Source organism: Sphingobium sp. B8D3A (assembly GCF_025961995.1).
Taxonomy (GTDB): domain Bacteria; phylum Pseudomonadota; class Alphaproteobacteria; order Sphingomonadales; family Sphingomonadaceae; genus Sphingobium.
Window position 1 is genome coordinate 2635051 of the sequence record NZ_JAOQOS010000001.1, and the last position, 25555, is coordinate 2660605.

The 25555-nt window shown below is 65.5% G+C and carries 18 protein-coding genes; 11 read left to right on the forward strand and 7 right to left on the reverse strand.

Annotated elements, in window-relative coordinates:
* Positions 1-31 precede the first annotated feature (31 nt).
* Positions 32-2701 carry a glycoside hydrolase family 3 C-terminal domain-containing protein gene (locus M2342_RS12215; RefSeq protein WP_264579289.1) on the forward strand — a complete coding sequence of 890 codons (2670 nt, stop codon included), beginning with the start codon at positions 32-34 and terminating at the stop codon, positions 2699-2701.
* On the opposite strand, the gene M2342_RS12220 is transcribed toward M2342_RS12215, so the two are convergent.
* Both M2342_RS12220 and M2342_RS12225 read right to left on the reverse strand, forming a co-directional pair.
* On the reverse strand, positions 2685-5051 hold the full coding sequence (locus M2342_RS12220; RefSeq protein WP_264579290.1) for a glycoside hydrolase family 95 protein: 2367 nt from the start codon (positions 5049-5051) through the stop codon (positions 2685-2687). The genes M2342_RS12215 and M2342_RS12220 overlap by 17 nt on opposite strands.
* A 19-nt stretch (positions 5052-5070) precedes the next feature.
* Entirely contained in the window at positions 5071-6732 is a 1662-nt protein-coding gene (locus M2342_RS12225; RefSeq protein ID WP_413715141.1) for a glycoside hydrolase family 43 protein, read from the reverse strand.
* A 260-nt stretch (positions 6733-6992) separates the two neighbouring features.
* Here M2342_RS12225 and M2342_RS12230 point away from each other — a divergent pair, with 260 nt between their 5' ends.
* The 4 genes from M2342_RS12230 (at position 6993) to M2342_RS12245 (ending at position 12235) form a co-directional block, all read left to right on the forward strand.
* Positions 6993-8105, forward strand: a complete 1113-nt coding sequence (locus tag M2342_RS12230) for a glycoside hydrolase family 43 protein (protein WP_264580044.1) — start codon at positions 6993-6995, stop codon at positions 8103-8105.
* A 5-nt stretch (positions 8106-8110) separates the two neighbouring features.
* A complete protein-coding gene (gene xylB / locus M2342_RS12235; protein WP_264579291.1) occupies positions 8111-9559 on the forward strand; it encodes a xylulokinase in 1449 nt (482 codons plus the stop codon).
* Positions 9560-9587: 28 nt separating this feature from the next.
* Positions 9588-10898 (forward strand): xylose isomerase, encoded by a 1311-nt coding sequence (xylA, locus tag M2342_RS12240; protein WP_264579292.1) that lies wholly within the window; start codon positions 9588-9590, stop codon positions 10896-10898.
* A gap of 263 nt (positions 10899-11161) precedes the next feature.
* Positions 11162-12235, forward strand: a complete 1074-nt coding sequence (locus tag M2342_RS12245; protein ID WP_264579293.1) for a LacI family DNA-binding transcriptional regulator — start codon at positions 11162-11164, stop codon at positions 12233-12235.
* A gap of 61 nt (positions 12236-12296) precedes the next feature.
* Here the strand turns inward: M2342_RS12245 and M2342_RS12250 are convergent, their stop codons facing one another.
* From M2342_RS12250 to M2342_RS12265, 4 genes are all read right to left on the reverse strand, one after another.
* The gene (locus M2342_RS12250) at positions 12297-13715 is read right to left on the reverse strand and encodes a sugar porter family MFS transporter (RefSeq protein ID WP_264579294.1); all 1419 of its coding nucleotides are present in this window, start codon (positions 13713-13715) and stop codon (positions 12297-12299) included.
* A gap of 67 nt (positions 13716-13782) precedes the next feature.
* Positions 13783-14643 (reverse strand): SMP-30/gluconolactonase/LRE family protein, encoded by an 861-nt coding sequence (locus M2342_RS12255; protein ID WP_264579295.1) that lies wholly within the window; start codon positions 14641-14643, stop codon positions 13783-13785.
* Position 14644: 1 nt separating this feature from the next.
* On the reverse strand, positions 14645-15409 hold the full coding sequence (locus M2342_RS12260; RefSeq protein WP_264579296.1) for an SDR family NAD(P)-dependent oxidoreductase: 765 nt from the start codon (positions 15407-15409) through the stop codon (positions 14645-14647).
* Positions 15406-16506 (reverse strand): fumarylacetoacetate hydrolase family protein, encoded by a 1101-nt coding sequence (locus tag M2342_RS12265; RefSeq protein ID WP_264579297.1) that lies wholly within the window; start codon positions 16504-16506, stop codon positions 15406-15408. Before M2342_RS12265 ends, M2342_RS12260 begins: the two co-directional genes overlap by 4 nt.
* A 142-nt stretch (positions 16507-16648) precedes the next feature.
* Here M2342_RS12265 and M2342_RS12270 point away from each other — a divergent pair, with 142 nt between their 5' ends.
* The 3 genes from M2342_RS12270 to M2342_RS12280 all read left to right on the forward strand — a co-directional run bounded on the left by M2342_RS12270 (position 16649) and on the right by M2342_RS12280 (position 19568).
* On the forward strand, positions 16649-17659 hold the full coding sequence (locus M2342_RS12270; protein WP_264579298.1) for a sugar kinase: 1011 nt from the start codon (positions 16649-16651) through the stop codon (positions 17657-17659).
* 46 nt (positions 17660-17705) lie between these two features.
* Positions 17706-18302, forward strand: coding sequence for a 2-dehydro-3-deoxy-6-phosphogalactonate aldolase (locus M2342_RS12275; RefSeq protein ID WP_264580045.1), 597 nt, complete (start codon positions 17706-17708; stop codon positions 18300-18302).
* Positions 18303-18413: 111 nt separating this feature from the next.
* Entirely contained in the window at positions 18414-19568 is a 1155-nt protein-coding gene (locus M2342_RS12280; protein WP_264579299.1) for an IS30 family transposase, read from the forward strand.
* Here M2342_RS12280 and M2342_RS12285 read toward each other — a convergent pair.
* Positions 19519-21981: a glycoside hydrolase family 9 protein gene (locus M2342_RS12285; protein WP_264579300.1), complete on the reverse strand. Its 2463-nt coding sequence runs from the start codon at positions 21979-21981 to the stop codon at positions 19519-19521. The two genes, M2342_RS12280 and M2342_RS12285, sit on opposite strands and share 50 nt — an antisense overlap.
* Before the next feature lie 323 nt (positions 21982-22304).
* On the opposite strand from M2342_RS12285, the gene M2342_RS12290 reads away from it, so the two are divergent.
* From M2342_RS12290 to M2342_RS12300, 3 genes are all read left to right on the forward strand, one after another.
* Positions 22305-23240 carry an alpha/beta hydrolase gene (locus M2342_RS12290; protein ID WP_264579301.1) on the forward strand — a complete coding sequence of 312 codons (936 nt, stop codon included), beginning with the start codon at positions 22305-22307 and terminating at the stop codon, positions 23238-23240.
* A 69-nt stretch (positions 23241-23309) separates the two neighbouring features.
* Complete coding sequence (locus M2342_RS12295; protein ID WP_264579302.1) at positions 23310-24014, forward strand: acetylxylan esterase; 705 nt, start codon at positions 23310-23312, stop codon at positions 24012-24014.
* 55 nt (positions 24015-24069) lie between these two features.
* On the forward strand, positions 24070-25512 hold the full coding sequence (locus tag M2342_RS12300) for a family 43 glycosylhydrolase (protein WP_264579303.1): 1443 nt from the start codon (positions 24070-24072) through the stop codon (positions 25510-25512).
* Positions 25513-25555: the final 43 nt, after the last annotated feature.

Consider the following 25555-nt stretch of genomic DNA (forward strand, 5'->3'; position numbering starts at 1 on the left):
CTTTCGCCGACTCAGACGCTGGAGACAGATCATGACCCCCGCACCCTCGCTACGCGCCCTCATCCTCGCCGGTGCTGCAGCGTTCGCCGTGCCGCTGGCCGCTCAGACGGACGACGCCAACACGGTCATGGCGCAGTCGGAGCGGCAGGCGGCAGACATCGTGGCGAAGCTCACGCCGCAGGAAAAGGCGGACCAGCTTGTGAATGTCGCGCCCGCCATCCCGCGCCTTGGTATTCCCGGCTACAATTGGTGGACGGAATCGCTGCATGGCGCGATGGGCACGCTGCCGACCACCAACTTCCCCGAACCGATCGGCCTTGCCGCCACCTTCGATGCGCCGCTGGTCCATGATGTCGCCAACATCATCAGCGTCGAGATGCGCGGCCTGCATACGCGGGCGCGTCAGACCGGGCGCCTCGGGCGCATCGGCACGGGGCTGGACACATGGTCGCCCAACATCAACATCTTCCGCGATCCGCGCTGGGGGCGCGGGCAGGAAACCTATGGGGAAGACCCCTTCCTCACGGCCGAGATCGGCAAGGCGTTCATCACCGGCATGCAGGGGCCTGACCCGGCACGGCCCAACATCATCGCGACGCCCAAACATTATGCCGTGCACAGCGGCCCGGAATCGACGCGCCATCACGCCAATGTCTACGTTTCCCGCCACGATATGGAGGACACCTATCTGCCCGCGTTCCGTGCCGCCATCGTGGAGGCCAAAGCGGGATCGATCATGTGCGCCTATAACCGCGTGAACGGGCAGCCGGCGTGCGCCAGTGACGAGTTGCTCAAGACACACCTGCGCGATGCCTGGGGCTTCAAGGGCTATGTCGTCTCCGATTGCGATGCGGTGACCGATATCAACCGCAACCACCATTACGCGCCGGATGCCGCCACGGCGGTCGCCGCCGCGATGCGCGCCGGGGTCGATAGCGAGTGCAATGGCGCGACGCTGAGCGACACCGCCGGGCTGGGCCAGCCCTATCTCGATGCGCTGAACCGCAATCTCATCACCCAGAGCGATGTCGATACCGCGCTCGTGCGGCTGTTCTCCGCCCGCCTGCGCAATGGTGACCTGCCTGGTCTTGCGCCGCGGCCGGCCATCGCACCATCCGTCATCGGCGCGCCGGACCACAATGCGCTGGCGTTGAAGGCCGCCGAAAAGAGCCTGGTGTTGCTCAAAAATGATGGCGCGCTGCCGCTCAAGCCCGATGCCCGCATCGCCGTCATCGGCCCGCTGGCGGACGCCACCCGCGTGCTGCGCGGCAATTATTCCTCCACCCTCTCCGGCCCGCCGATATCCGTGCTGGAGGGGCTGCGCCAGGCGATGCCCGGCGCGACGATCCACCATGCCCCCTTCGCCGAGACCTTTACCGACGGCGACCGCGTGCCGACGACGGCGCTCGTCGCGCCGGATGGCAAGCCCGGGCTGCTGGCGCGCTATTATAATCCCACGCAGACGCCGCCGGCCCGCTTCGCGCCGGGCACGTTCGACAGCGCGACCAAGGCGATGACCTTCCAGACCAAGCCGGTCGTGACCCGCAGGGAGGCCGATGTGACCGGGCGCAGCCTCGATCTCGCGAACGTCTCCGACCATCACCGCGTGGTCTGGACCGGCTTCCTCGTCCCACCGGAGAGCGGCACCTACCGGCTTGGCCTGTCCGGCTCCAACGGCGAGATGCTGCTCGAGGGCAAGCCGTTCGTGGACCTCAAAAACTCGCGCTGGAACAGCCTGCCGACGATGAAGACGCTGACGCTGGAGAAGGGCAAGCGCTACCCGATCGAGATCACCATGACCTCGCACATCAACACGGGCATCGACCTGATGTGGAAGCGCGTCTCCCCCGATGCCGATGCGGCGCTTGCCGCTGCGGCGGCGCAATCGGACGTGGTCGTCGCGGTCGTGGGCCTCACCTCGGATCTCGAAGCCGAGGAAACGCCGGTGAAGGTGCCGGGCTTTGAGGGTGGCGACAAGACCACGCTCGATCTGCCGGCCGAGCAGCTTGCCATGCTGGAAAAGGCCCGCGCGCTGGGTAAACCGCTGGTCATCGTGGCGATGAACGGCAGTCCGATCAACCTCGCCTGGGCGAAGGACCATGCGGCGGGCATCGTGGAGGCCTGGTATCCGGGGCAGAATGGCGGCCTCGCGGTCGCCAATGTCCTCTCCGGCAAGACCAATCCCTCAGGGCGCCTGCCCCTCACCTTCTATCGCAGCGTGGATGAGTTGCCGCCGTTCGGCGACTACAGCATGGCCGGGCGCACCTACCGCTACTTCACCGGCACGCCGGTTTACGGCTTCGGCTATGGCCTGAGCTACACGCAATTCGCCTATGAGCCGCTGCAGGTGCAGGCCTCGGGCGATGCTGCGCAAGGCGTGCGGGTCTCGACCACCCTGCGCAATAGCGGGCAGCGAGCGGGCGAAGAGGTGGCGCAGCTCTATCTCGATTTCCCGGATGTGCCCGGCACCCCGCGTATCGCCTTGCGTGGCTTTCAGCGCGTGGAGCTGAAGCCGGGCGAATCCCGCCAAATCAGCTTCGATCTCTCGCCGCGCGATCTGAGCGCGGTGTCGCTGGAGGGCGTGCGGCAGGTCTTCCCTGGTGCGTATCGCGTGTCGGTCGGCTCGGCTCAGCCCGATAGCGGCCTGCCGGTACAGAGCGCGGACTTCGCCATCGCCGCCGGCGTCACCCTGCCGAAATAGGCGGGAGGCCCAGCCAGCCGCTCACGTCGACCTGCTGTGGCCGGCCAGCCTTCAACCGCACGATCAGGCGCTGGCTGGCGAAGCGGACGGTCCGCTCGGTATCGATCGCGCTGGTGAGGATGAGCGTGCGCGGCCGGGACTGCGCCCAGCTGAAATCGACGCTGCAGGCCCCCCGCGCCCGCAGCCCCCGCACCGCGCCGCTTGGCCAGACCGAGGGCAGAGCTGGCAGGAGATGGATCTCATCGCCCCGGCTGCGCATCAGCATATGCGCGATGCCAGCGGTGCCGCCGAAATTGCCGTCGATCTGGAAAGGCGGATGGGCATCGAACAAATTGGGATAGGTCCGCTCCGGCCCGAGCAAAAAGCGCAGGACGCGGTGGGCGCGATCGCCCTCGCCAAGCCGCGCCCACAGGTTGATCCGCCAGGCCGTCGCCCAGCCGGTGGCGATATCGCCGCGCAAGTCCAGCGAGCGCCGCGCCGCCGCAGCAAGCGCTGGCGTATCGTCCGGGTCGATTTGCTGGCTCGGGAACAGCCCGTAGAGATGCGAGACGTGGCGATGGTCCGGCTCGGGCGCCTGCGCATCCCAGTCCTGCTGCCACTCCTGCAACTGCCCTTGCGCGCCGATGCGATCCGGCGCGAGACGGCGGCGCAAGGCGCGAAGCTCCGCCGCGAACGCGCCGTCGATGCCGAGCAGATCGGCGGCCTGCGCCGTCTGATCGAACAGGTCGCGCAAAATCTGCTGGTCCATTGCCGGCCCGGCGCAGATCGCGATGTCGCCATGATGGGCATTTTCCGGAGACAGCGACGGGCTGGTGACAAGCGCGCCGGTCGCCGGATCGACCTGCAGCGTATCGACGAAGAACAGCGCCGCCCCGCGCATGAGCGGGTAGACATCGCGAAGAAAGGCAATGTCGCGACCATAGTCCCAGCGTTCCCACAAATGGGTGCACAGCCATGCCCCACCGGTCGGCCACATCCCCCAGCGCGCGCCATCCACCGGCGCGGTGGCGCGCCAGATATCGCTATTATGATGCGCCAACCAGCCGCGCGCGCCATACATCTCCCGCGCGGTACGGGCGCCGCTTTCCGCCAGCTCCCGCACCATGCGCACCAGCGGCTCGGTGCATTCGGGCAAGGCGGTGATCTCGGCCGGCCAGTAATTCATCTGCGTGTTGATATTGATCGTGTATTTCGATCCCCAAGGCGGGTCGATGCTCTCATTCCAAATGCCCTGCAGGTTCGCGGCCTGGGATCCGGGGCGCGACGAGGCAATCAACAGATAGCGCCCATAATTGAAGTAGAGCGCAGCAAGGCCGGGGTCGTCGCGACTCTGCGCGGCGATCACGCGCTCATCGGTGGGCAGCGCGGCGGCGCTGTCGTCACCAAGGTCGATCTCGACACGGCGGTACAGGGCGCGATGGGCAGCGACCGCTTCGCCATGCAGTTGCTCGGAACTGCGCGCCATCGCATCGACCATCCAGCCGCGCACAAGCGCATCCGGGTCACCGGAGACGTCGTCGAAACGGCGGAAGCTCGTCGCCATCGCGACCAGCACCGTCACCGCCCGCGCACCACGCAGCGCCAGATGATCGCCCTGCGCGTTGAGCGAGCCGCCTTCCGGGATCACGCGCACCAGCCCTGCCAGCTTCAGCGCACCGTCGACGCGATGCGCGCCACGATTGCGCCCCCGGATGCGCAGCAGCCCGTCGCGCGCCTCCACCTGCGCCTCCTGTGCCGGGGCAAAGCCGATATCGAGATCGAGCGACGCAGGGCCGCCCACTTCATGGCGCAGCACGATCACCTGCCGGACAGGGGACGCGAAGACCGTGCGGCGGTGACGCGTGCCCGCCAGCGTGAACGTCGTCGTTGCCGTGGCGCTGTCGAGGTCGAGCACGCGCCTATAATCGTCAGGGACTGTAGCGGACGCGGCGCCCGGCAAGCTGAGCAACAGATCGCCGAAGCTCTGATAGGCCATCTGCTGGACCGGCTGGCCGATCAAGGTGCGGTTCGCGAGGTCATGCGCCTGCGCGTAATCTCCCTGCGCGATCAGCCTGCGCACTTCCGGCAAGGCGGCACGGGCGGCGGGATTGACCGGATCATAAGGCCCGCCGGACCATAGGGTATCCTCGTTGAGTTGCAGCCGCTCGGTGCCGACGCCGCCGAACACCATCGCGCCGATCCGGCCATTGCCGACCGGCAGGGCCTGCGTCCATTCTGTCGCCGGGCGCCGATACCAAAGCCGGTCGCGCAAGGGTCTGTCGCTCTCGGACGCGGCCACGGCGGCGCCCGGCAAACAGGCATTGGCGGCGAGCAGCAGCAAGCCTTCGAGCACATCGCGGCGCGTGACCATCGCTCAGCGGTCCTTTCGGCTAGCGGGTCCAGACATAAGGCCCCACGATGGTGCCGGTGAACCCGCCGGCATCCTGTGTGCTGAGGAACCGGGCATCCAAATCCGCCGCGAGCCGGCCCATGCCCCCTGCCCCGGCATAGTGGAAGGACATGGTCCCCCCGTTCGCGCGGATCGTCAAAGTCATCGGGCTCCGGTTGGCGATAGGCGCGGAGGCGACCAGCTGCTCCTTCCCTTTGGCGCGAGTATACAGCGCGATTGCATCCTGCCCGTTCAGCCGCGTGAGGCCGAAGAACAGCCAGGCATCATCGCTCTGCATCGCGGCAAGACCGGCGCGGTCGCCCTCCTCCTGGGGCGAGAAGGTGACGACGGTGCGCATGGTCGCGACATGATGCTGCTGGCGCCGCCCGAGGAAGGCGGGCGTACCGGCCTTGTCACCGAGTGGCGCGGCACTGGCCAGCACCAGATCGCCCTGCTCCAGCCGATGGAACGGGTGATCGGGCGTGCGGACGCCGACCCATTGCGTGGCCAGCTGGTCGCCCTCGAAGCTGTCGGCATATGCGAAATCGCCGTTGGTCGGCAGCACCGGCCGGGCCTGTGGAGACAGCGCGGGCGCCTTGGGCGCAAACGGAATCGTCTCGCCATGCGGCAGGATGACCGGCCAGCCGTCCTTCCACTGAACCGGCAGCAGGAAGGTCTCGCGACCGATATTGTAATAATTGTCGGCATAAGGCCGCACCGCCAGAAAGGTCGCCCACCAGTCGCCTGCCGGGGTCTGGACGAGCTTGGCATGACCGGCCGAGGTGATCGGATCGGGCCGGGCGGGATCGAGGTCGCGCTGGGTGAGGATCGGGTTATCCTTGTGCGGCACATAAGGTCCGCGCAGCTTGCGCGAGCGGAACACCACCTGGGAGTGATCGACGCTCGTGCCACCTTCCGCCGCGGTCAGATAATACCAGCCATCCTTACGCAGAATGTGCGGCCCCTCGATCCAGATCGGCTTCTTGCTCAGGTCCACCCCGCCATTGACGAGCTGGGTGCTCGGCCCGACCATCTTGCCGGCCCGCCAGTCATATTCCTGGATCCAGATCGCGCGGTGCCCCTCATAGCGCGGCGTCTCGTCCGGTGCGCGATTGTTAATGATGTAGGCCTTGTCGCCTTCCCAATAGATCGACGGGTCGATCCCCTCGAACGGCAGCCACATGGGGGTGGACCAGGGGCCGGCGGGGTTCTTGGCGGTGATGACGAAATTGTCCCGGCATCCCACGCATGTGTTGACGATGTAGAAGGTGCCATCATGAAAGCTGATGTCCGGCGCGAACACGGCTTCTGACACGCCCCGGCCGGCGAGGTTGAGCTGATCGGGCCGGTCGATCGCATTGCCGATCTGCGTCCAGTTCACCAGATCCTTGGAATGCCAGACCGGAAGCCCCGGAAAATGCGCGAAGGATGAGGTGACGAGATAATAATCCTCCCCCACCCGCGTAATCGAGGGATCGGGATAATAGCCTGAGAGGATTGGGTTGCGGTAGGCGCCGGGCTTGACCGTTACCTGCTCGATGGACTGGCCATCATAATCGAAGCTTGCAAAGCGGGCCTCCGGCCCTGCCCATGCCGCCGCGGGCATCAAGGCCAGCACTGCGGCCATCCATCCACGCGCCCACAGTCCCGCCGCGATCTTCATCGTCCCTCTCCTTTTTGCGGCACGCTGATCCTGTGCGGATTCGCTGCCCTGAGTCACTTTGGTAGCGCTCCCATTTCTCCTTGCCCAGCCCTGTTTATCTGCGGGAGCGCCTATCCTCTTCCAAACAGGACAAATTCATGCGCGAGCGGAATCCATTTGACCGCGCCACATCCGTAATGGTAGCGCTACCTTAACAACGCCGCACAACCATAAGCGGCGCGCAAGATAAACAAAGGAGAGCCCCCTTGCCGAAAGTCCCGATGCTCCGGACCAGCCTCGTCGTGCTTGGTCTCGCCACCGCCCTTTCCGCCTGCTCCTCGGATGAACCGGCCGCTGCAAACAATGGCGCGACTGGCGCGGCGCATGAATCGGATGGCATCTCGGCTGACGGCAAGCGCTTCCTCTCCCAGCCGCTCGTGACGGAGATTTTCACCGCCGATCCTTCGGCCCATGTCTTCAACGGCAAGATCTACGTCTATCCCAGCCATGATGTCGACGCCGGCATCCCGGACGATGACCTGGGCAACCAATATGCCATGCATGACTATCACGTGCTGGAGATGGACAAGATCGGCGGCCCGGTGAAGATCGGCCCGGTCGCGCTGGACGTGAAGGATGTGCCCTGGGCAGCCAAGCAGATGTGGGCACCCGACGCCGCGTTCAAGAATGGCACCTACTATTTGTACTTCCCGGCCAAGGACAAGGACGGCATCTTCCACATCGGCGTGGCGACCAGCAGCACGCCCATGGGTCCGTTCAAGGCCGAGCCCAAGCCGATTGCCGGCAGCTTCTCCATGGACCCCAATGTGTTCACGGACACGGACGGGACCAGCTACATGTATTTCGGCGGCATCTGGGGCGGCCAGCTGCAGAACTGGGCCAAGGGCAAATATGATGCCTCAATTGGCGTGACCGATCTCAAGGCGGACGACCAGCCGGCCCTCATGCCCAAGGTCGCCAAAATGTCGGCCGATATGAAGAGCTATGCCGAAGCGCCGCGCGATGCCGTGATCCTCGATGAGAAAGGCAAGCCGCTCCTCGGTGGCGATCATGATCGCCGCTTCTTTGAGGGCACCTGGATGTACAAGCGCGGCGACACTTACTACCTGACCTACTCGACCGGCGACACGCACTTCCTCGTCTACGCCACGGGCAAGACGCCTTATGGCCCCTTCACCTATCGCGGCAAGATCATGGAACCGGTGCAGGGCTGGACCACCCACCATTCCATCGTGGATTGGGGCGGCAAGACCTGGCTCTTCTATCATGACACGCAGCTGAGCGGCAAAAACCACCTGCGCAACGTGAAGGTCACCGAGCTGACCTTCAACGCCGACGGCACGATCCAGACGATCAATCCGTTCCGCGACTGACCGGCATGTTCCTCGGCATCGACATCGGCACCTCCGGCGTGAAAGCGGTCGTCATCGACCAGCATGGCGCCGTTGTCGGCCAGGGAACGGCAGCGCTCACCGTGCAACGGCCGCAACCGCTCTGGTCCGAACAGGACCCGGCGGCGTGGTGGGCCGCCACCACCGCAGCCGTGCAGGCCATCGACCCCGCCGTGCGGCGCGCCGTGCTGGGCGTCGGGCTCGCCGGCCAGATGCATGGCGCCACGCTGCTCGGTGCGGACGGTCAGCCGCTGCGTCCCGCGATCCTGTGGAATGACGGGCGCAGCCATGCGGAATGCATCGCGCTGGAAGACAAGACCGACGCTTTCCGCACGATCGGCGGCAACATCGTCATGCCCGGCTTCACCGCACCAAAGCTCGCCTGGATCGCCCGGCACGAGCCGGAGATCTTCGCCGCCACACGCACCGTGCTGCTGCCCAAGGACTATATCCGCCTGCAAATGACCGGCGACAAAGCCACGGACATGTCCGACGCCGCCGGCACCCTGTGGCTGGATGTTGCCGCGCGGCGTTGGGCGGAAGCACTGCTGGACGCGACCGGCCTCAGCCTTGCGCACATGCCGGCACTGTACGAGGGCACCGCGTTGACCGGCACGTTGCGGCCGGACGTGGCGCAACTCTGGGGCATGTCCCCCGTTCCGGTCGCAGCGGGGGGCAGCGACAATGCGGCCGGCGCCGCCGGCATCGGCATCGTCAGCGATGGCGACGGGCTGCTGTCCCTCGGCACATCGGGCGTGATCTTCATCGCCAACGATCAGTTCAAACCCAATCCAGACCGAACCGTGCACGCCTTCTGTCACTGCCTGCCTGCACACTGGCATCAGATGGCCGTGCACCTGTCGGCGGCGTCGTGCATAGACTTTGCTGCACGCCTCTCCGGTGCAGCCGGCGCCGCCGACCTCTTTTCCCGCGCGGAGTCCGTTGGCGCCGCGTGCGGACCGGAACTCTTCCTCCCCTATCTCTCGGGCGAGCGTACGCCGCATAACGACCCGCAGGTGCGCGGCGCCTTCCTCAATCTCGATCAAGATAGCGGGCCGGAGCGGCTGGCGCAGGCGGTGCTGGAGGGCGTTGCCTTTGCCTTTGCCGATGGGCTGGATGCGCTGCGCGACGCCGGCAGCGATGTGCAGGAACTGGCCGTGATCGGCGGTGGCGCGCGGTCGCGCTATTGGGGCCAGATCATCGCGGCGGCGCTCGGCACGCGCCTCAATTACCTCAAGGGCGGTGAAGTCGGCCCGGCGATGGGCGCGGCCCGCCTGGCGCAGATCGGTGTAACCGGCGGCGCGCCCGCCGACATCTGCACGACGCCGCCGATCGCCCATGTGATCGAGCCCGACCCGCTGACCGCCGAACGACTGGCCCCCAAGCGCGAGGCCTTCCGCCGCGCCTACCCCGCCATTCGCGCCGCACAGAGCTGACATTCTTGAAACCGACAGGGAGCGCCTGATGGCCACCGACTATTTCGCAGACATTGCCCCCATCGCCTATAAAGGCCCGGATACCGACGACGAGCTGGCCTATCGCTGGTATGACAAGGATCGCGTCGTGCTCGGCAAGCGGATGGAGGATCATCTGCGCTTTGCCGTGTGCTTCTGGCACACATTCTGCTGGCCGGGCTCGGACGTGTTCGGCGCCGGCACCTTCAACCGCCCCTGGCATGCTGGCGCCAATGACAGCGCGGCCGCCCATCAGAAGCGCGCGGTCGCCTTCGATTTCTTCAAGAAGCTCGATGTCCCCTTCTACTGCTTCCACGATGTCGACGTGATGGCGCAGGCCGAAGGCGTGGCCGAGCATCGCCGCCACCTCGCCGAGGCCATCGATCATCTGGAAGAGCTGCAGGCTTCGAGCGGGCGGAAGCTGCTGTGGGGCACCGCCAATCTGTTCGGCCATCCCCGCTTTGCTGCCGGCGCCGCGACAAATCCGGACCCGGAAGTCTATGCCTTCGCCGCCATGCAGGTGCGCGATGCGCTGGAGGCCACGCATCGCCTCGGCGGCGTCAACTATGTGCTGTGGGGCGGCCGTGAGGGCTATGAAACGCTGCACAATACCAATCTCAAGCGCGAGCTCGATAATTTCGGGCGCTTCCTGACGCTGGTGGTCGAGCACAAGCACAAGATCGGCTTTTCCGGCACGATCCTCATCGAGCCCAAGCCCCACGAGCCCACCAAGCATCAATATGATTTCGATACGGCCACCGTTTACGGCTTCCTCAAGCGCTATGGCCTCGAGAATGAGGTGAAGGTAAACATCGAGGCGAACCACGCCACGCTCGCCGGCCACACCTTCGAGCATGAGTTGGCAACGGCAGCGGCGCTCGGAATCTTCGGCTCCATCGACGCCAATCGCGGCGACCATCAGAATGGCTGGGATACCGACCAGTTTCCCAATTCCGTGGAAGAACTCACCGTCGCGATGATCGAGGTGATCCGCGCCGGCGGTTTCACCACCGGCGGGTTCAACTTCGATTCCAAGGTCCGGCGCCAGTCGATGGACCCGGTGGACCTGTTCTACGGGCATATCGGCGGCATCGATACGGTGGCGCGCGGGCTGTTGAATGCCGCCGCGATCATCGAGGATGGCCGCATCGATGCCCTGCGCAATCAGCGCTATGCGGGCTGGGATGGTCCGCTGGGCAAGGAGATCGCTGCGCTCGACCTCGCCGGGATCGCCGACCTCGCCGTGACCCGCGCGCTCGACCCCAAGCCTGCCTCCGGAAGGCAGGAGCGGATCGAAAATCTCGTCAATCGCTTCATCTGAGCCATGCCGGACCCGGGCGCTTCCTCTTCGCCGGGTCAGGTCACTGATGAGGTGGTCGCTCCGGCGGCCACCTCTTTTTTTGCTATCTTGTCGCCCAGGCGCTAACGAAACCGAAATTGCCGTGCCCCATAGATCGGTACGACGAGACGATAACGACGCGGAGCCAAAGCAAGATCGCCCCCTCATCTTATCTGTTGCGGTGACCGCACGATATTGGGAGAGGTCTCGCCCAGTTCCGGATAGGAAGGCGAACAAGTCAGGCGATGGTCACCAACCGCAGTTCCCGCTCGTCCCGTCGGCAGAGCTCTGGCCCCAAGATCGAGGACGTCGCCCGCCTGGCCGGCGTTTCGCCGATGACCGTGAGCCGTGTGATCAACAAGGGCACCAATGTCCGTGAGGACAAGCGCCTGGCGGTCGAGGCCGCGATCGCGGAGCTGAACTACGCGCCCAATATCGCCGCTCGCACGCTTGCCGGCGGGGAGGACACGCGCATCGGGCTGCTCCACTCCAACCCGAGCTTTGCCTATCTCAGCGAGTTTCTCGTCGGCATATTGGCGGAGACCAGCCGCACCGGCGCGCAGCTCATCGTCAAGGAGTGCAATGAGGAAGGCGCAGAGGACAAGGCCATCGAAGCGCTGCTCAAGGGCCGGGTGGATGGGATCGTCCTGCCCCCGCCGCTGAGCGATTCCCCCTCCGTGCTCGCCGTGCTGGAAGGCGCCGGCGTGCCGGTCGTCGCGGTCGCCACCGGGCGCGCGCCGGACTGGGCGCTCTCGGTGAGCATCGATGACAAGGCGGCGGCCCACGCCATGACCGATCACCTGATCCTGCTCGGGCATCACCGCATCGGCTTCATCACCGGCCACCCCAACCAGACGGCCAGCGCCGAACGGCTGGAGGGCTATCGCTCCGCGCTGGAGAAGCACGGCATCGAGCCGCAGCCCGAGCTGATCGAGCAGGGCTTCTTCACCTTCCGCTCGGGGCTGGAGGCAGCCACGCGCCTGCTCGATCTGGCCGAGCCGCCAACGGCCATCTTCGCCTCCAACGACGATATGGCCGCAGCTGCGCTCACCGTCGCGCACCGGCGTGGTATCGATGTGCCGCAAATGCTGACCATCTGCGGGTTCGACGATACCGCTCTGGCGCTCACCAGTTGGCCGGAGCTGACCACGATCCGCCAGCCGATCACCGATATGGCGCAGCAGGCGGTGGCGCTGCTGACGCGGGAAATCCGGATGCGCAACGCCTCATCGAAGGGCGTGGACCATCCCCATGTCGTGACGCCCTACACGCTGATTGCGCGCGAGAGCGACGGCCCCCCGCCCCAGCCCAAGCCCTGAAAAGCGAACAGCCCGGCGACGCCTAAGCGTGACCGGGCCGAGCGTGCTGTCGGGTGAGCGATCAGCCTTCCATCTGCTCCAGTTCCCGTCCCTTGGTCTCGCGCACCATGGCGCGGACGAAGAAGAAGGAGACGGCGGCAAAGAAGGCATAGCCGAAATAGGCCACCGCAAGGCCGGGGCTGATGACCAGCGAGGGGAAACTCACCGAAACGAGAGCGTTCGCCAGCCACTGCGCCAGCCCCGCCACCGCGAGGCCCGAGCCGCGGATCTGGTTGGGGAACATCTCGCCCAGCATCACCCACATGATCGGCCCCCAGCTCAGGTTGAAGAAGATCACGTAGAGATTGGCCGAAATCAGCGCGATGATGCCATTGCTGCCCGGCAGCACCACGCCGCCATCGGCGCCCGTGACCGCCGTGGAGAAGGCATAGGCCACGATCGCCAGTGTGACGGCCATGCCCGCCGATCCGAAAAGCAGCAGCGGCTTGCGGCCGATCTTGTCCACCAGGAACATGGTGGCGATGCAGGCGGCGATGGAGAGCACGCCCGAGAGGATGTTGGTCTGCAGCGCATAATCCTCCGAGAAGCCGACGGCCTCCCACAAGGTGGCGCCATAATAGAAGACTACATTGATGCCGACGAACTGCTGAAAGATCGCAAGGCCGATGCCGGTCCACACGATCGGCCGGATGCGCCCGGTCGTCTTGTCGATCAGGTCGGAAAGACGGGGGCGATGGTGATCGGCGGCGAGGCTGTCGCGGATCTCGCTCACCTTGCGCGTCGCTTCCTCCGGCCCGAACAGCCGCGAGAGAACGACGTGGGCGCGCTCTTCCTTGCCCTTGACCACCAGATAGCGCGGGCTTTCGGGAATGATCAGCAGCGCCAAGATGTAGATGGCCGCCGGGATCGCCTGCAGCAGGAACATCCAGCGCCAGGCCGGCAGGTTGAACCACAAGGTCGCCGTCGAGCCGCCGGCATAGCGCGCCAGCACGAAGTTGGCGACGAACGCTCCGGTAAGGCCGGTGATGATCATCACCTGCTGGATGCTGGAGAGGCGCCCCCGGATCGAGGCGGGCGTCACCTCGGAAATATAGACCGGCGAAATCACGCTGGCCGCGCCGACGCCGAGGCCACCGATGATCCGCGCCATGATGAACATCGCCGAAGACCCGGCCGCACCGGCCAGAAGCGCGCTGATGAGGAAGAGCAGGCCGGCCAGCATCATCACGCCGCGACGGCCAATGAGGTCGGACATGCGCCCGGCGAGAAACGCGCCCAGCGCGGAGCCGACCAGAATGGCGCCGACATTGATACCGATGCCCAGCGCGCCCAGGTCAAACGCGGATTCCAGCCCTTTTTGGGTGCCGTTGATCACGCCGGAATCATAGCCGAACATGAAGCCACCAATGGTGGCGATGGCCACGATGGCGAATATGAACCCGATGTTGGTTCGCCCGATGGCGTGCGTTTCAGCGCTCATGCCGAGCCCCTCCTCTCTCTCAAAAATTCTGCCGACTCCAGCCGAGGCCGGGACGGCGTTTCTTCTGTCAAATATCTGCCGGGGTAACCGGCAATCCTGCAACCTTGGGATCGAATGCGAAAACGTGGCCGGCCAACGGCTGTGCCTCACGCGCGGCAGCATCCAGACCCTTGTGCGCCGTCGTGGCATAAGCCGTACGCAGATCCGGCCCACCAAAGGCGATCTTGGTGACATTGGCGACCGGGAAGGAGATGGTCTGCATCAGCGAGCCCTGCGGATCGTAGCGCCGCACGCCCCAGCCGCCGAACAAAGCGACCCACAGGCAACCCTCGCTATCCAGCACGGAGCCGTCGGGCCAGCCCGCGCCATTCTCGATGGTGATGAACAGCTCGCCCGCGCCGACCGTGCCGTTCTCATCGACGGGGACTTTCCAGATTTTCCGGCCAAGCGTGTCGGTGTGATAAAGCGTGCGCCCATCTGCGCTGATGGCAGGACCGTTGGTGATCTCGACAGCAGGCACGGCCGTGGCGGCGCACTGCCCACCGGCGAGGCAATAGAGGTACCCGGTTTGCGCGGCTTCGCTGTCGTCCATGCTACCGAACCACAGCCGCCCTTGAGTGTCGGTGGCGGCGTCGTTCAGCCGATTGTCGGGCAGATGCGGCTCGGGATCGTGGAAAAGCGAAAATGCCCCGCTTTGCGGATCGAACCGATGCAGGCCGGTGCGCACGCCGGTCATCATGTCGCCGCTGCGCGTAGGCAGCGCCCAGCCGATCTGGTCCGGCGCATCCCATACCGCCAGCGCGCCGGTGGTCGGCACATGGCGGTAGAGCCTGTGCGCCTTGATGTCGACGAACCACAGAGCATCGTCCCACCAGACCGGCCCTTCGCCGAGCGTCATGCCCAGGGGAAGGATCGGCTCGGGCTGCATCTCAGCGCCAGCCTGCGTCGACGAAATATTCGTGCCCGCTGCACAGCGCGCCGTCATCGGAGGCGAGGAACAGCGCCAGCGCGGCGACATCGCGCGGCTGGATGCGGCGCGGGAGGCACTGGGCCTGCAGGATCTCCGCCTCACCTTCCGGCGTGTACCACTGCTTCTGGCGGGGGGTATCGACATTGCCCGGCACGATGGCGGTCACGCGGATATTGTCGCCGCCCAGATCGCGGGCCAGCGCCCGAGTCATGCCTTCCACGCCGGCCTTCGCCGTCTGGTAAAGAACCAGTTCAGACATGCCGAGATGCCAGCTCACCGAGCCCAGATTGATGACGGCACCGCCGCCCCGCGCGCGCATCGCCGGAACCACGGCTTGCGCGGCGAAGAACTGGTGGCGCAGGTTGGTCGCCATGCGCTCGTCCCAATAATCGGCGGTCACCTCGTCATAGCGATGGCGGTCGTCATTGGCGGCATTGTTGACCAGCACGTCGAACCCGCCCATCTCGCTCTCCAGCGCGCGGACGGTCCGCTCCAGCTCGGCGACGTTGCGAAGGTCGCAATGGCGAAAGCGCGCGCCGGCCAGATCCCGCGCCAGATCGGCGCCGGCGAGATCGTTGAAGTCGAGGAAGGCGACATGCGCGCCCTGGCCCGCAAACGCCGCGACGATAGCCGCCCCGATCCCGGTCGCCCCACCGGTGACCAGCACGTTCTTGCCCGCCAGGCTTGGATAGACGGCGTATTGTGTTTGCTCAGACTTGTTCATGCCGATTCCAGAAGACCGCGCCGCTGCAGATTTGCATAGAAGGCGCCAATACCCAGCTGCCAGGGTGGTGCATCGCGCGAGGTGACGACCCGGTTGACGAGCCGCCCGAGCTTGTCGGAGGCGATGGTCACGACATCGCCCACCTTGTGGGTGAAGCCACGCCCCGGCTCGTCGCGGTCCTGCACGGGCGCGAACAGCGTGCCGAGGAACAGCGCAAAGCCATCGGGATATTGATGCTCGCTCAGCGTCTGGCGCACCAGATCGAGCGGATCGCGGCTGATCTCCGCCATGTTGCTCACGCCTTCGAGCACGAACCCATCCTCTCCGGCGATGGTCAGCCGCACTTCGGCACAGCGCACATCATCGATGCTGAAGCTGTCATCGAACAATCGCACCAGCGGGCCGATGGCACAGGAGGCGTTATTGTCCTTGGCCTTGCCGAGCAGCAGGGCCGAGCGGCCTTCGAAATCGCGCAGATTGACGTCATTGCCGAGCGTCGCGCCGACCACGCGGCCCAGGCTGTCCGCCAGCAGCACGATCTCCGGCTCGGGGTTGTTCCACGCAGAATCCGAACGGATGCCGATCGCGGCGCCCGGCCCCACGGTGGAGAGCACCGGCGACTTGGTGAACACCTCCGCATCCGGGCCGATGGCGACCTCCAGATATTGCGACCACAGCCCGTCCTCGATCAGCGCCTCCTTGAGCGAGGCGGCCTCTGGCGTACCGGGCTGGACGGAGCGGATTTGCCCGCCAATGCGCGACTCCAGCCGCTCGCGGATCGACGCCGCCCGGCTCCAGTCGCCCCGCGCCCGCTCCTCGATCACCCGCTCGATGGCGGAAAGAGCGAAGGTGACGCCGCAAGCCTTGACGCATTGTAGATCGACGGGGCTGAGCAAGCGCGTGGATGCAGGATCAAAATGGCCCAGCGAGGTGCCGCCAGCGCCTGAAAAATCGCCGCTTTCAACAAGCGCCGAGACGGTCGGCCAGACGTGCGCCATATCGAGCAGTTCACCCTGCCGGACGAGCACGGGGCTCGGGCCATCGCCAAAATCGGCTCGCCCCAGAAACATACCCTCTTCCCAATCGACGGGCAGCATCGGGCCGGACTCTTCTGGATGTATCACTTCCTCTCCCTCGCCCCCCGAGGGCGCCCCTGTGTGTTAGCGCTATCAAGAGCTATTGCGCTTGTTTGTCAAGAGGGGCTACTCCTGCGCCTCTAACGCGTTGACAAGAGAGACGATGACAACCGGCCCCATCCTCTGTTTCGGCGAACTGCTGCTCCGCCTCTCCGCCGTCCCCGGCGAAAGCCTGTTCCAGAGCGAGCGGCTGGATGCGCGATTCGTCGGTGCGGAAGCCAATGTCGCGGTGGCGCTGGCGAGGCTCGGCGTTCCGAGCGCGTTGCTCACCGCTCTCCCGCCGGGGCCGGTCGGCGACGCGGCGCTGGACGCATTGCGCCGGCCCGGCGTGGACGTGCGCCATGTGCAGCGCCAGCCGGGGCGGATGGGGCTGTTCTATCTCCTACCGGGGAGCGGCCTGCGCGCGCCCGCGATCAGCTATGATCGCGCTGGCAGCAGCTTCGCGATCACCCCGGCCGAGCGCTATGATTGGGCTGCGGTGCTGGAGGGGGCGGCCATGCTGCATCTTTCCGGCATCATCCCCGCCCTCTCGCCTGACGCTCCCAAATTGTCCCTCGCGGCGATGGAAGCGGCGAAGGCCGCCGGCATTCCGATCTCCTTCGACGGGAATTTCCGCGCGACGCTCTGGGAAAGCTGGTGCGATGACCCCGCGCCGATCCTGACTCGCCATGTCGAGATGGCCGATCTGTTCTTCGGCAGTGCGCGGGACATTGCGATGCTGCTCGGCCAGCCCTTCGATGCGCAGGACGTGGACGGGCGCCGCGCTGCTGCCCAGGCAGCCTTCGCGCGCTTCCCCAATCTGCGCCACATCGCCTCCACCCATCGCGTGGTCACCCATGCCGGGCTCCATCACCTTTGCGCCCGCCTCGATACACCGGATGACAGCTTCGAGACACAAGTTATTGAAGTTGCTGGGATCGTCGACCGAATCGGCACCGGGGACGCATTCGCCGCCGGGGTGATCGCGCATATCGATGCCGGCATCGCCACCGCAGCCGAGCGCGGTCTGGCGCTCTGTGTGCTCAATCATTTCGTTCATGGCGATTTCAGCCCGATCAGCGCGGAGGAACTCGCCGCATTCCACCCCGGCCAAACCGGCGACGTCCGCCGATGAGAAAGCGAGCATCCCTGTGACACAGTGGTTCGATCAGATCGCCGACATGCCGCTTGTGGCGATCCTGCGCGGCCTCACCCCCGAGGAGGCGCCCGCCATCGGGGCGGCGCTCATCGAGGCGGGCCTGCGCTGCATCGAGGTGCCGCTCAATTCGCCCCGCCCGCTGGAGAGCATCGCCGCCCTCGCCCGCCTGCCCGGCGGCGCGCTGATCGGGGCCGGTACCGTGCTGAGCGTGGACGCGGTCGTTCAGGTCGCGCAGGCGGGCGGGCGCGTCATCGTCTCGCCCAACATGAACCCGCAGGTGATCCGCCGCACCAAGGCGCTCGGCCTGCTTTCCATGCCCGGCATCGCAACCCCGAGCGAGGCGTTCGCCGCTATCGATGCTGGCGCCGATGCGCTCAAGCTCTTCCCCGCCGAGATGCACAGCCCGGCGGTGCTCAAGGCGATGAAGGCGGTGCTGCCCGCCGACATTCCTGTGCTGGTGGTGGGCGGCATCGGGCCGGACAATATGGCCGCATGGCGCAGCGCTGGTGCGGCTGGGTTCGGCATTGGATCATCGATTTATCAGCCGGGGCTGGACGCAGCACAGGTCCGCCAGCGGGCCGATGCCATGGTCACGGCGTGGCGCGCCCTTGAGAACTGAGCGCCTGAGGTGGCGTGTTCGGCAAGACCCTGCCCCACCCCCGCCGTCACCCCGGGCTTGACCCGGGTCTGAGTTCACAAACGAAGTGCAACACCTCAGACAGGTGCTGCCATGTCCAGCTATCGCCAGTTATCGCTCGAGGAACGGTGTTCGATTGCCCGGCTTCATGAAGCCGGGCAATCGATCCGGCAAATCGCTGCAACTCTGGATCGCCAGCCGTCGACCATCGCGCGCGAACTGAAGCGCAACGCCGGTGCGCGGGTCGGCTACCAGCCCGCTTATGCGCAGCAACAAGCCCAGGCACGGCGTTGGACTGGCTCGCGGCTCGAACGCGACAAGACCCTGCGCGAAAATGTGCTCGACCGGCTTGCGATGGGCTGGTCCCCCGAGCAGGTCTCAGGGCGCCTCGCGCATGAGGCCGGGCGCAAGATCATCAGCCATGAGACCATCTATCGCTTCGTCTACACCCAGTTGAAGCGAACCAATGACAGGCTCTGGCGCTTCTATCTTCCTCGCGCCAAATACAAGCGCGGCTGGCGCACCAAGGGAGGCTGGCCCCGCTATGCCGATCGCCCTTCGATCCATGATCGCCCCCACAGCATCGCCACCCGCCAGCAAGCCGGCCACTGGGAGGCCGATGCCATGCTCTTCTCTTGCCCTGGTCAGGCCATCCTCGTCGCACATGAGCGCCACTCAAGGCTGACCATCGCTCTGCAGCAAAGCAGCCTCAAAGCTGACCCCGTCGCAGCAGCTCTTGTACGAATGCTGGGGCCAATGCCCGCCGCCTTGCGGCGCTCAATCACGTTCGACAATGGAACAGAGTTTAACCGGCATCAGCATATCGCCAACCAGCTCGGCCTCAGCACCTTCTTCTGCGATCCCCGCGCACCGTGGCAAAAAGGCGGCGTCGAAAATGCCATCGGCAGACTGCGACGAAGCCTGCCCAGAAAGACCGACGTCGACCAATTGCATCAGCTGAAAATCGATGACATTCTGGCTCTGTACAATCACACGCCCCGAAAATGCCTCGGCTTCCAAACCCCCGCTGAAGCCTTCCTCAACCCGTTGCACTTCAAATGTGAATCCACAGGGGTCCAGCTTCCTTCCGGACCGACTTCTCGCCAGGATCTTGCCAGACGAAATGCGCCGGAACAGGTTAGCGGGACCCCGGGTCAAGCCCGGGGTGACGGTTGGAGGGGTGGTTACTCAGCCCTGATTACCGCTCCGGGTTCGCCAACTCATGCGCAGCGTTCGCCAGTTCGATAAATCCTGCACCGGCGGAGATCACATATTCATTCTGTCCCCAGAAGAACGGCCAATCCTCATGGTTCTCCGGAAAATCCGGTTTGATGATCAGCGCACCCGGGACCACGCCGCCGGCGATGAAGCTGAAGTCCGCACGATTGGTGCCATAGGCCACTTCCTTGGATCGCGCGCCCACCGCCGAGACGAAGGAGATGTCCGAGCCGGAATGGTTGCCGAGCAGATAGTCGATGCTGCGGAACACCGCATCGGGCTTCACGATCGCTGGAAAAGCCTTGTGCAGCGCATAAGCGGCGAGGCCATAGTCGATCACGCCTTCATTCCCCGCCCAGCCGCCTTCCGAGATCGGCACGCCATAGGGATTGGCGGCGGCGATCTTGTCGCTCTGCGCGGCCCATTGCCGCACGAGCGGCTCCATCGCCGTGCGATAGGAAGGTGGCATGAACGGCAGGGCTTCTGTCGCCAGCGCGGCCTGAAAGCCGAAGAATTTTGAGACGGACGGCCACAGCGCCTCGATCTGTGCCACGTAGCGCTTGTCGCGCGTGGTCTTGAGCAATTGCACGGCGGCCGCAAACTGCTCGGCTTCGAGCGGCCCGCCGGTCGTATTGCCATGCTGGAAGACATAAGGCGGATGGCTCTGCTCCTCGGCCCACACCCGCGTCGCGATGGCCAGTGCCTTGGCGGAGAGCGCCGGGTCCAGCGTCTTGAGGGCGCGACTGGCCGCAGCCAACGCCGCAATCGAACCGTAATTGAGCGCCGAGGACCGGCTGGTGAACGCCCAGCGATCATCGGGCGTGCCGCTACGGTCTCCCTTCACCTCATAAGGCTTGAGCGCCGGATCATAAATCTTGCCGTCGGTCTTGGTCACGGCGTCGCCAAGATGCGTGTACTGCCCCACATCCGGCTCCACGATGCCGTGGATCGCATGGCCCACCGCATCGAATTGCGCGACGAGCTGAAGCGTGCCGTGGCGGATCTGCTGGAGCAGGTCGGGCTGACCATCCGGCACATGGATTTCCACGCGCCGTGTGGCATCATCCACGCTCATCGTATCGCGATCCAGCCCAAAGCTTTCCCAACTGCGCACCATGGAGCGGATCACGGCATATTGGGTCTGCGTGCGGATGTCGTAGTCGCCGGCATCGTACCATCCGCCGATGTTAAGGCCGGGAATATGTTCGCCGGGTTTGAAGCGCGTATCGGTGGTCGGCCCCTGCGCATACAGGTCGATATGCTCATGATTGAGCGGTGCCTGCCGCGCATCGTCCTTGTGGGATTCGCCGTGCCAGACCCGATAGGCCTCGTTGACGGTCACATGGTCCATCGCCACCGGGAAGTAGACGTCCAGTGTCGGATGCCAGGCCTCGGCAAACAGATCCTGCGCGATGCGGAACGGCGCGGTCTTGCTGTCGCCATAGATCAGCCGATAGAGCCCCGGCGCGCGCACGGTGCTGAAGTCGAAGCGCAGATAGCGATAGCGCAGATAATCCCTCGCTGCGGTCGGCGCGCCGCTGAGAACGGGCACCTCCTGCCCCGAAGGCTCGACGCGCAGAAGGGTCGCTTGGGCCCGACGGGTGTCGGCGCGGTCGATCTCGATCGTCGCGACCTTCGCCTGCCCCGGCGTGTAGCCGAGCTGCGAATGGCCGATGGACGGCGGCCGCAGCCAGCCGGGCGTGCTGGTCGGCGAGAGAGTCCACTGCACCACCACGCCCGTCTTGCCTGCCGGCAGCAGCGACCGCAGGACGAACCAGCCATTCTGCGCCTGATTGCGCCCGTCATAGATAGCGACGGGCGTCTGGGAGCGGAGGCGGACCCGGCGCGCGGCATCCGACGGGGCGAGGACGATGTCACTGCCTTGTGCCAGAGGGAGCGGTTCGGCACCGGGGCCATCGCTGCGTCCACTGGCGGGATTACGCTCCGGCGTCCGCGCCATCACGCTGGCCGGATAACGTGGGAAGGCGCCGGCCTTGCCGTCCACCATGAAGGCATTGTGGTAATAGGCCGAAGGCAGGAACTCGAGGTTCAGCCCCGCCTTGCCCACCAGCGCCGCCGGCAAGGCGCGGGGCAGTTCGACGGTCAGGAGAAGGTCCGCGCCGCGCGGCACGGCACGGATGATGTAGCGGAAATCATGCTCGGGATATTCCAGCACCGCCTCGATGGTGCCGGTCCGCGCGTCGACCTTGCGTTCGATCATCCGCCCGATGGCATCCCACTGGCCCGGCGTGGCGGAGAGGCGGACATCGCCATTGGTGGCGATGCGCCGATCCTGCTGGATGATCTCCACACCGCTGATCTTCGAATCGGCGAAGAGGCCGTCATACCAGTTGCTGAACACCAGCACGTTGGCGGCCGGCGCCTCGAAATAGCCGGAGTCTCCTAGCCGCAGGGCGGGCTCCTCGCCATAGGCAGCAGGCACGGCCGAGGCCATAAAAACTACGACAAAAGATCCAAAAATAGCCGCGCGCCGCATCCGCCCCTCCTCATTTTGTTAACGCTAACATAGCCGTGTGATTTTTAGATTGGCAACAAAATTGTGTAATAACGTTGGCTTACATGCGGCCCCGCAACGCTCAACGATTGAAACTGCTCGCTATTTTTGTCTGACAAGTTGACGTTTGAAGAAATCAACGATTATCCTGCTGCCATCGCATCGGGGGACTCGCAGGTTCGCCGCGATGTCGTATCGAGGAGCAGGCAGGCGGTCGGCCTATCGACCGCACTGAACCGGGGAGGAAAGTCTTGAACATCTCGATTCGTCATGCGTCCGTTCACGCTGTGCTGTCTGCCTTGGCTCTGGCCGCCCTGTCACCTGCCGCCGCGCAGGATGCGACCGTTACCGCCATTTCCGCGCCGGCAGAACCCGGCGCCATTCCGCTCGGCACCGGCCCGGTCAAGGGCGCCACGGCGCCCGAAAGCTGGTTCCGGCAATATGGCGTGCCAATGGCCCGCAATGTCTCCACCGCCACGCTTACACCGGTGCTGCCGGCACCGGGCAAGGCCAATGGCACCGCGGTCATCGTCGCGCCGGGCGGCGCCTTCCTGCTGCTCTCCATGGAGAATGAAGGTTGGCGGGTTGCCCGTGCGCTGGCAGACCGGGGCATCACCGCTTTCGTGCTCAAATATCGCCTGCGGCCCACGCCGCCCGCGCTTGCCGATTTCGATAGCCAGTTGCGCGCTGCCTTCGCCAATGTCGGCCGGGCGGAGACGCGCTCCAGCCCGGACGAAGCCGTGGCCGGCCTGCCGGAGCAGATTGCCGATGCCGTCGCCGCGATCACATTGGTGCGCGCGCGGTCCGCCGAGTGGGGGATCGATCCCAAGCGCGTCGGCATGATGGGCTTTTCCGCCGGGGCCATGACGACGATGGTCACGACCCTCGCCCGCCCCGATCTCGACCTGGCGTTCATCGCGCCCATCTACGGCTCGATGGAGCGGGTGACCGTGCCCGCCAACGCGCCGCCCTTGTTCGGCGTCATCGCCTCGGATGATCCGCTGTTCGCCAAAAAGGGCTTCGGCCTGCTCGATGCCTGGCAGGAAGCCGGCAAACCGGTTGAATTCCATCTCTACGAGAGCGGCGGTCACGGCTTCGGCCTCGGCAAGGACGGCACGACCAGCACCGGCTGGCTGGATGCCTTTGTGGCGTGGCTGGACATGCACGGGCTGCTCAAGCCGTCCTGATCCTGCCCCGCAGATCTCTTTCCGGGCTGCGGGCTGCGCGCTCCGCAGCCCACCCTTGAAGGAATGACCATGATCGCGTCCAAGGCCCTATCTCATGTGCGTTTCTGCCTCGCCTCGCTTGTCCTGTTGGGCACCCTGCAGGGTGTCGCAAGCGCGGCGGAGGGCGCGGGCACCCTCGCGCCCTATTTCACGCCAGCCGGACGCGCCTCGGCCAGACCGGATGCGGACGGGTTCATTCGCCGCTGGCTGATCCTGGAGCCGATCGCCAAGCCCAACCGCACCAACACGGTGTTTACCGGCAGCTATGTGCGCAAGACGCTGACCGCCTATCCCTTCCCCACCCAGACCGCCGGTCTGCCGCGGGCGGGCGAGACTGTGACCGTGGAAGGCCAGAAGCTCGCCTGGCACGCGCTGGATTCTACCGTCTTCGATGTGATGCTGTTCAACTTTGCCCAGTCACTCGGCAAAACCAAATATGGCGTGATCTTCCATGTCGCGACGGTCGTGGACAGCCCGCGCGACATGGAGGTGCGCATGGCCGTCGGCTCCAACTCTGCTTCCATGTGGTGGGTGAACGGAGTCGAGACCGCCGTCCTGTTCAACGATCGCCGCATGGTGATGGACGATGTGGTCTCGCGCCGCATCACCCTGAAAAAGGGGCGCAACATCATTCGCGGCGCGATCATCAACGGGCCGGGCCTGAGCGACTATTGCGTCCGCTTCATCGATGAAGCCGGACGCGGCGTCACCGATCTTGCGGTGACCACGCTCTGACCGAGCCGCACCCCAGCTCCTCCCCTCTCCCTCTTCGCCCAACCGAGGTGATCGCATGAACCGCACCATCGCAGCCACTGGCCTCGCCCTTGCCCTCCTGTTCCAGAGCCCCGCCAGCGCGCAGCTTGAAGGCGAGCCCTATATCCACGATCCGTCCACCATCACCTATTCGGACGGCAAATATTACACCTTTGGCACCGGTCAGGGCGGCCTCGTCTCCGACGATGGCTGGACGTGGCGCAGCGGCGGCAATCGGCCGGGCGGCGGCGTGGCGCCGGATGTCATCAAGATCGGCGATCGCTATTATGTCTCCTACGCCGTGGGCGGCGGCGGCATGTCCGGCGGCCATGCCAGCGACGTGAAGATGATGTGGACCAAGTCGCTCGATCCCGCCTCGCCCGACTTTGGCTATCATGAAGTGGGCATAGTCGCCTCCAGCGACGGCAAGGAGAATCTCGACGCCATCGATCCCGCTTTCCTCTATGTCGATGGCCGGCTGTGGCTGAGCTATGGCACCTATTTCGGCGCGATCCAGATGATCGAGCTGGACCCGGCCACCGGCGCGCGCAAGGCCGGCAACAAGCCGGTGGATATCGCCATCGACATGGAAGCCACCGCCCTGCTCCACCGCGATGGCTGGTATTATCTGCTTGGCACGCACGGCACCTGCTGTGACGGCCCCAATTCCACCTACCACATCCGCGTCGGCCGCTCACGCGATCCGCTCGGGCCTTATGTGGATCATATGGGCATTCCGCTGCTCAAGGGGGGCGGCAAGATGGTCGTCAACGCGCGCGGGCGGGACATCGGCCCCGGCCACTTCGGGCAGATCGACCTGGGCGGTGGCGTCGAGAAATTCTCGATGCACTATGAGATCGACATGAACCGGGGCCGCAGCGTGCTCGGCATCCGCCCCCTGCTGTGGAAGGATGGCTGGCCGGTTGCGGGCGATAACATCGCCGAGGGCACCTACGAAATCGAGGCCGAGCGTAGCGGCTATGCCCTCCAGCTTGCCGCCGACTTCGTGCGGATCGATTTCGACGCCCGCCGCAGCTTCTTCGCCCCGCCCGGCACACCGCCGGTCAACGTACCCGACCAGACCTTGGTGCAGGTCGAACCCGGCTGGCCGGACGGAGCCGTGCCCGTCGATCTGGGCGACTATATGGTCCGCCCCCAGCAGCTTTGGACGGTCGCCCCCGTGCCGGGCGCCGGCGGCGTAATGGGTGCGCCTTATTACAAGATCGTCATCGCCGGCACGCAACGGGCGCTTGCGGCGACGGCCACAGGTGAGGTGGAAGCGGTGCCGGCCTTCACCGGCGCGCCCGAGCAGCTCTGGCGCATCGACCAGCTCACCGACGGCACGTACCGGATCATGCCGAAGGCGACGCCTGGCACGGGCGAAGCACGCGCCCTCGTTGCCATCGGCGGTACTACGCCGGCGCTGGTCAAGTTCGATCCCGAGAGTCCGGCCGGCCGCTGGACGTTCAAGAAGCCCTGAAGATCGGTGTCAGGCGACCCGACGCAACCTTAAGCCATCATGA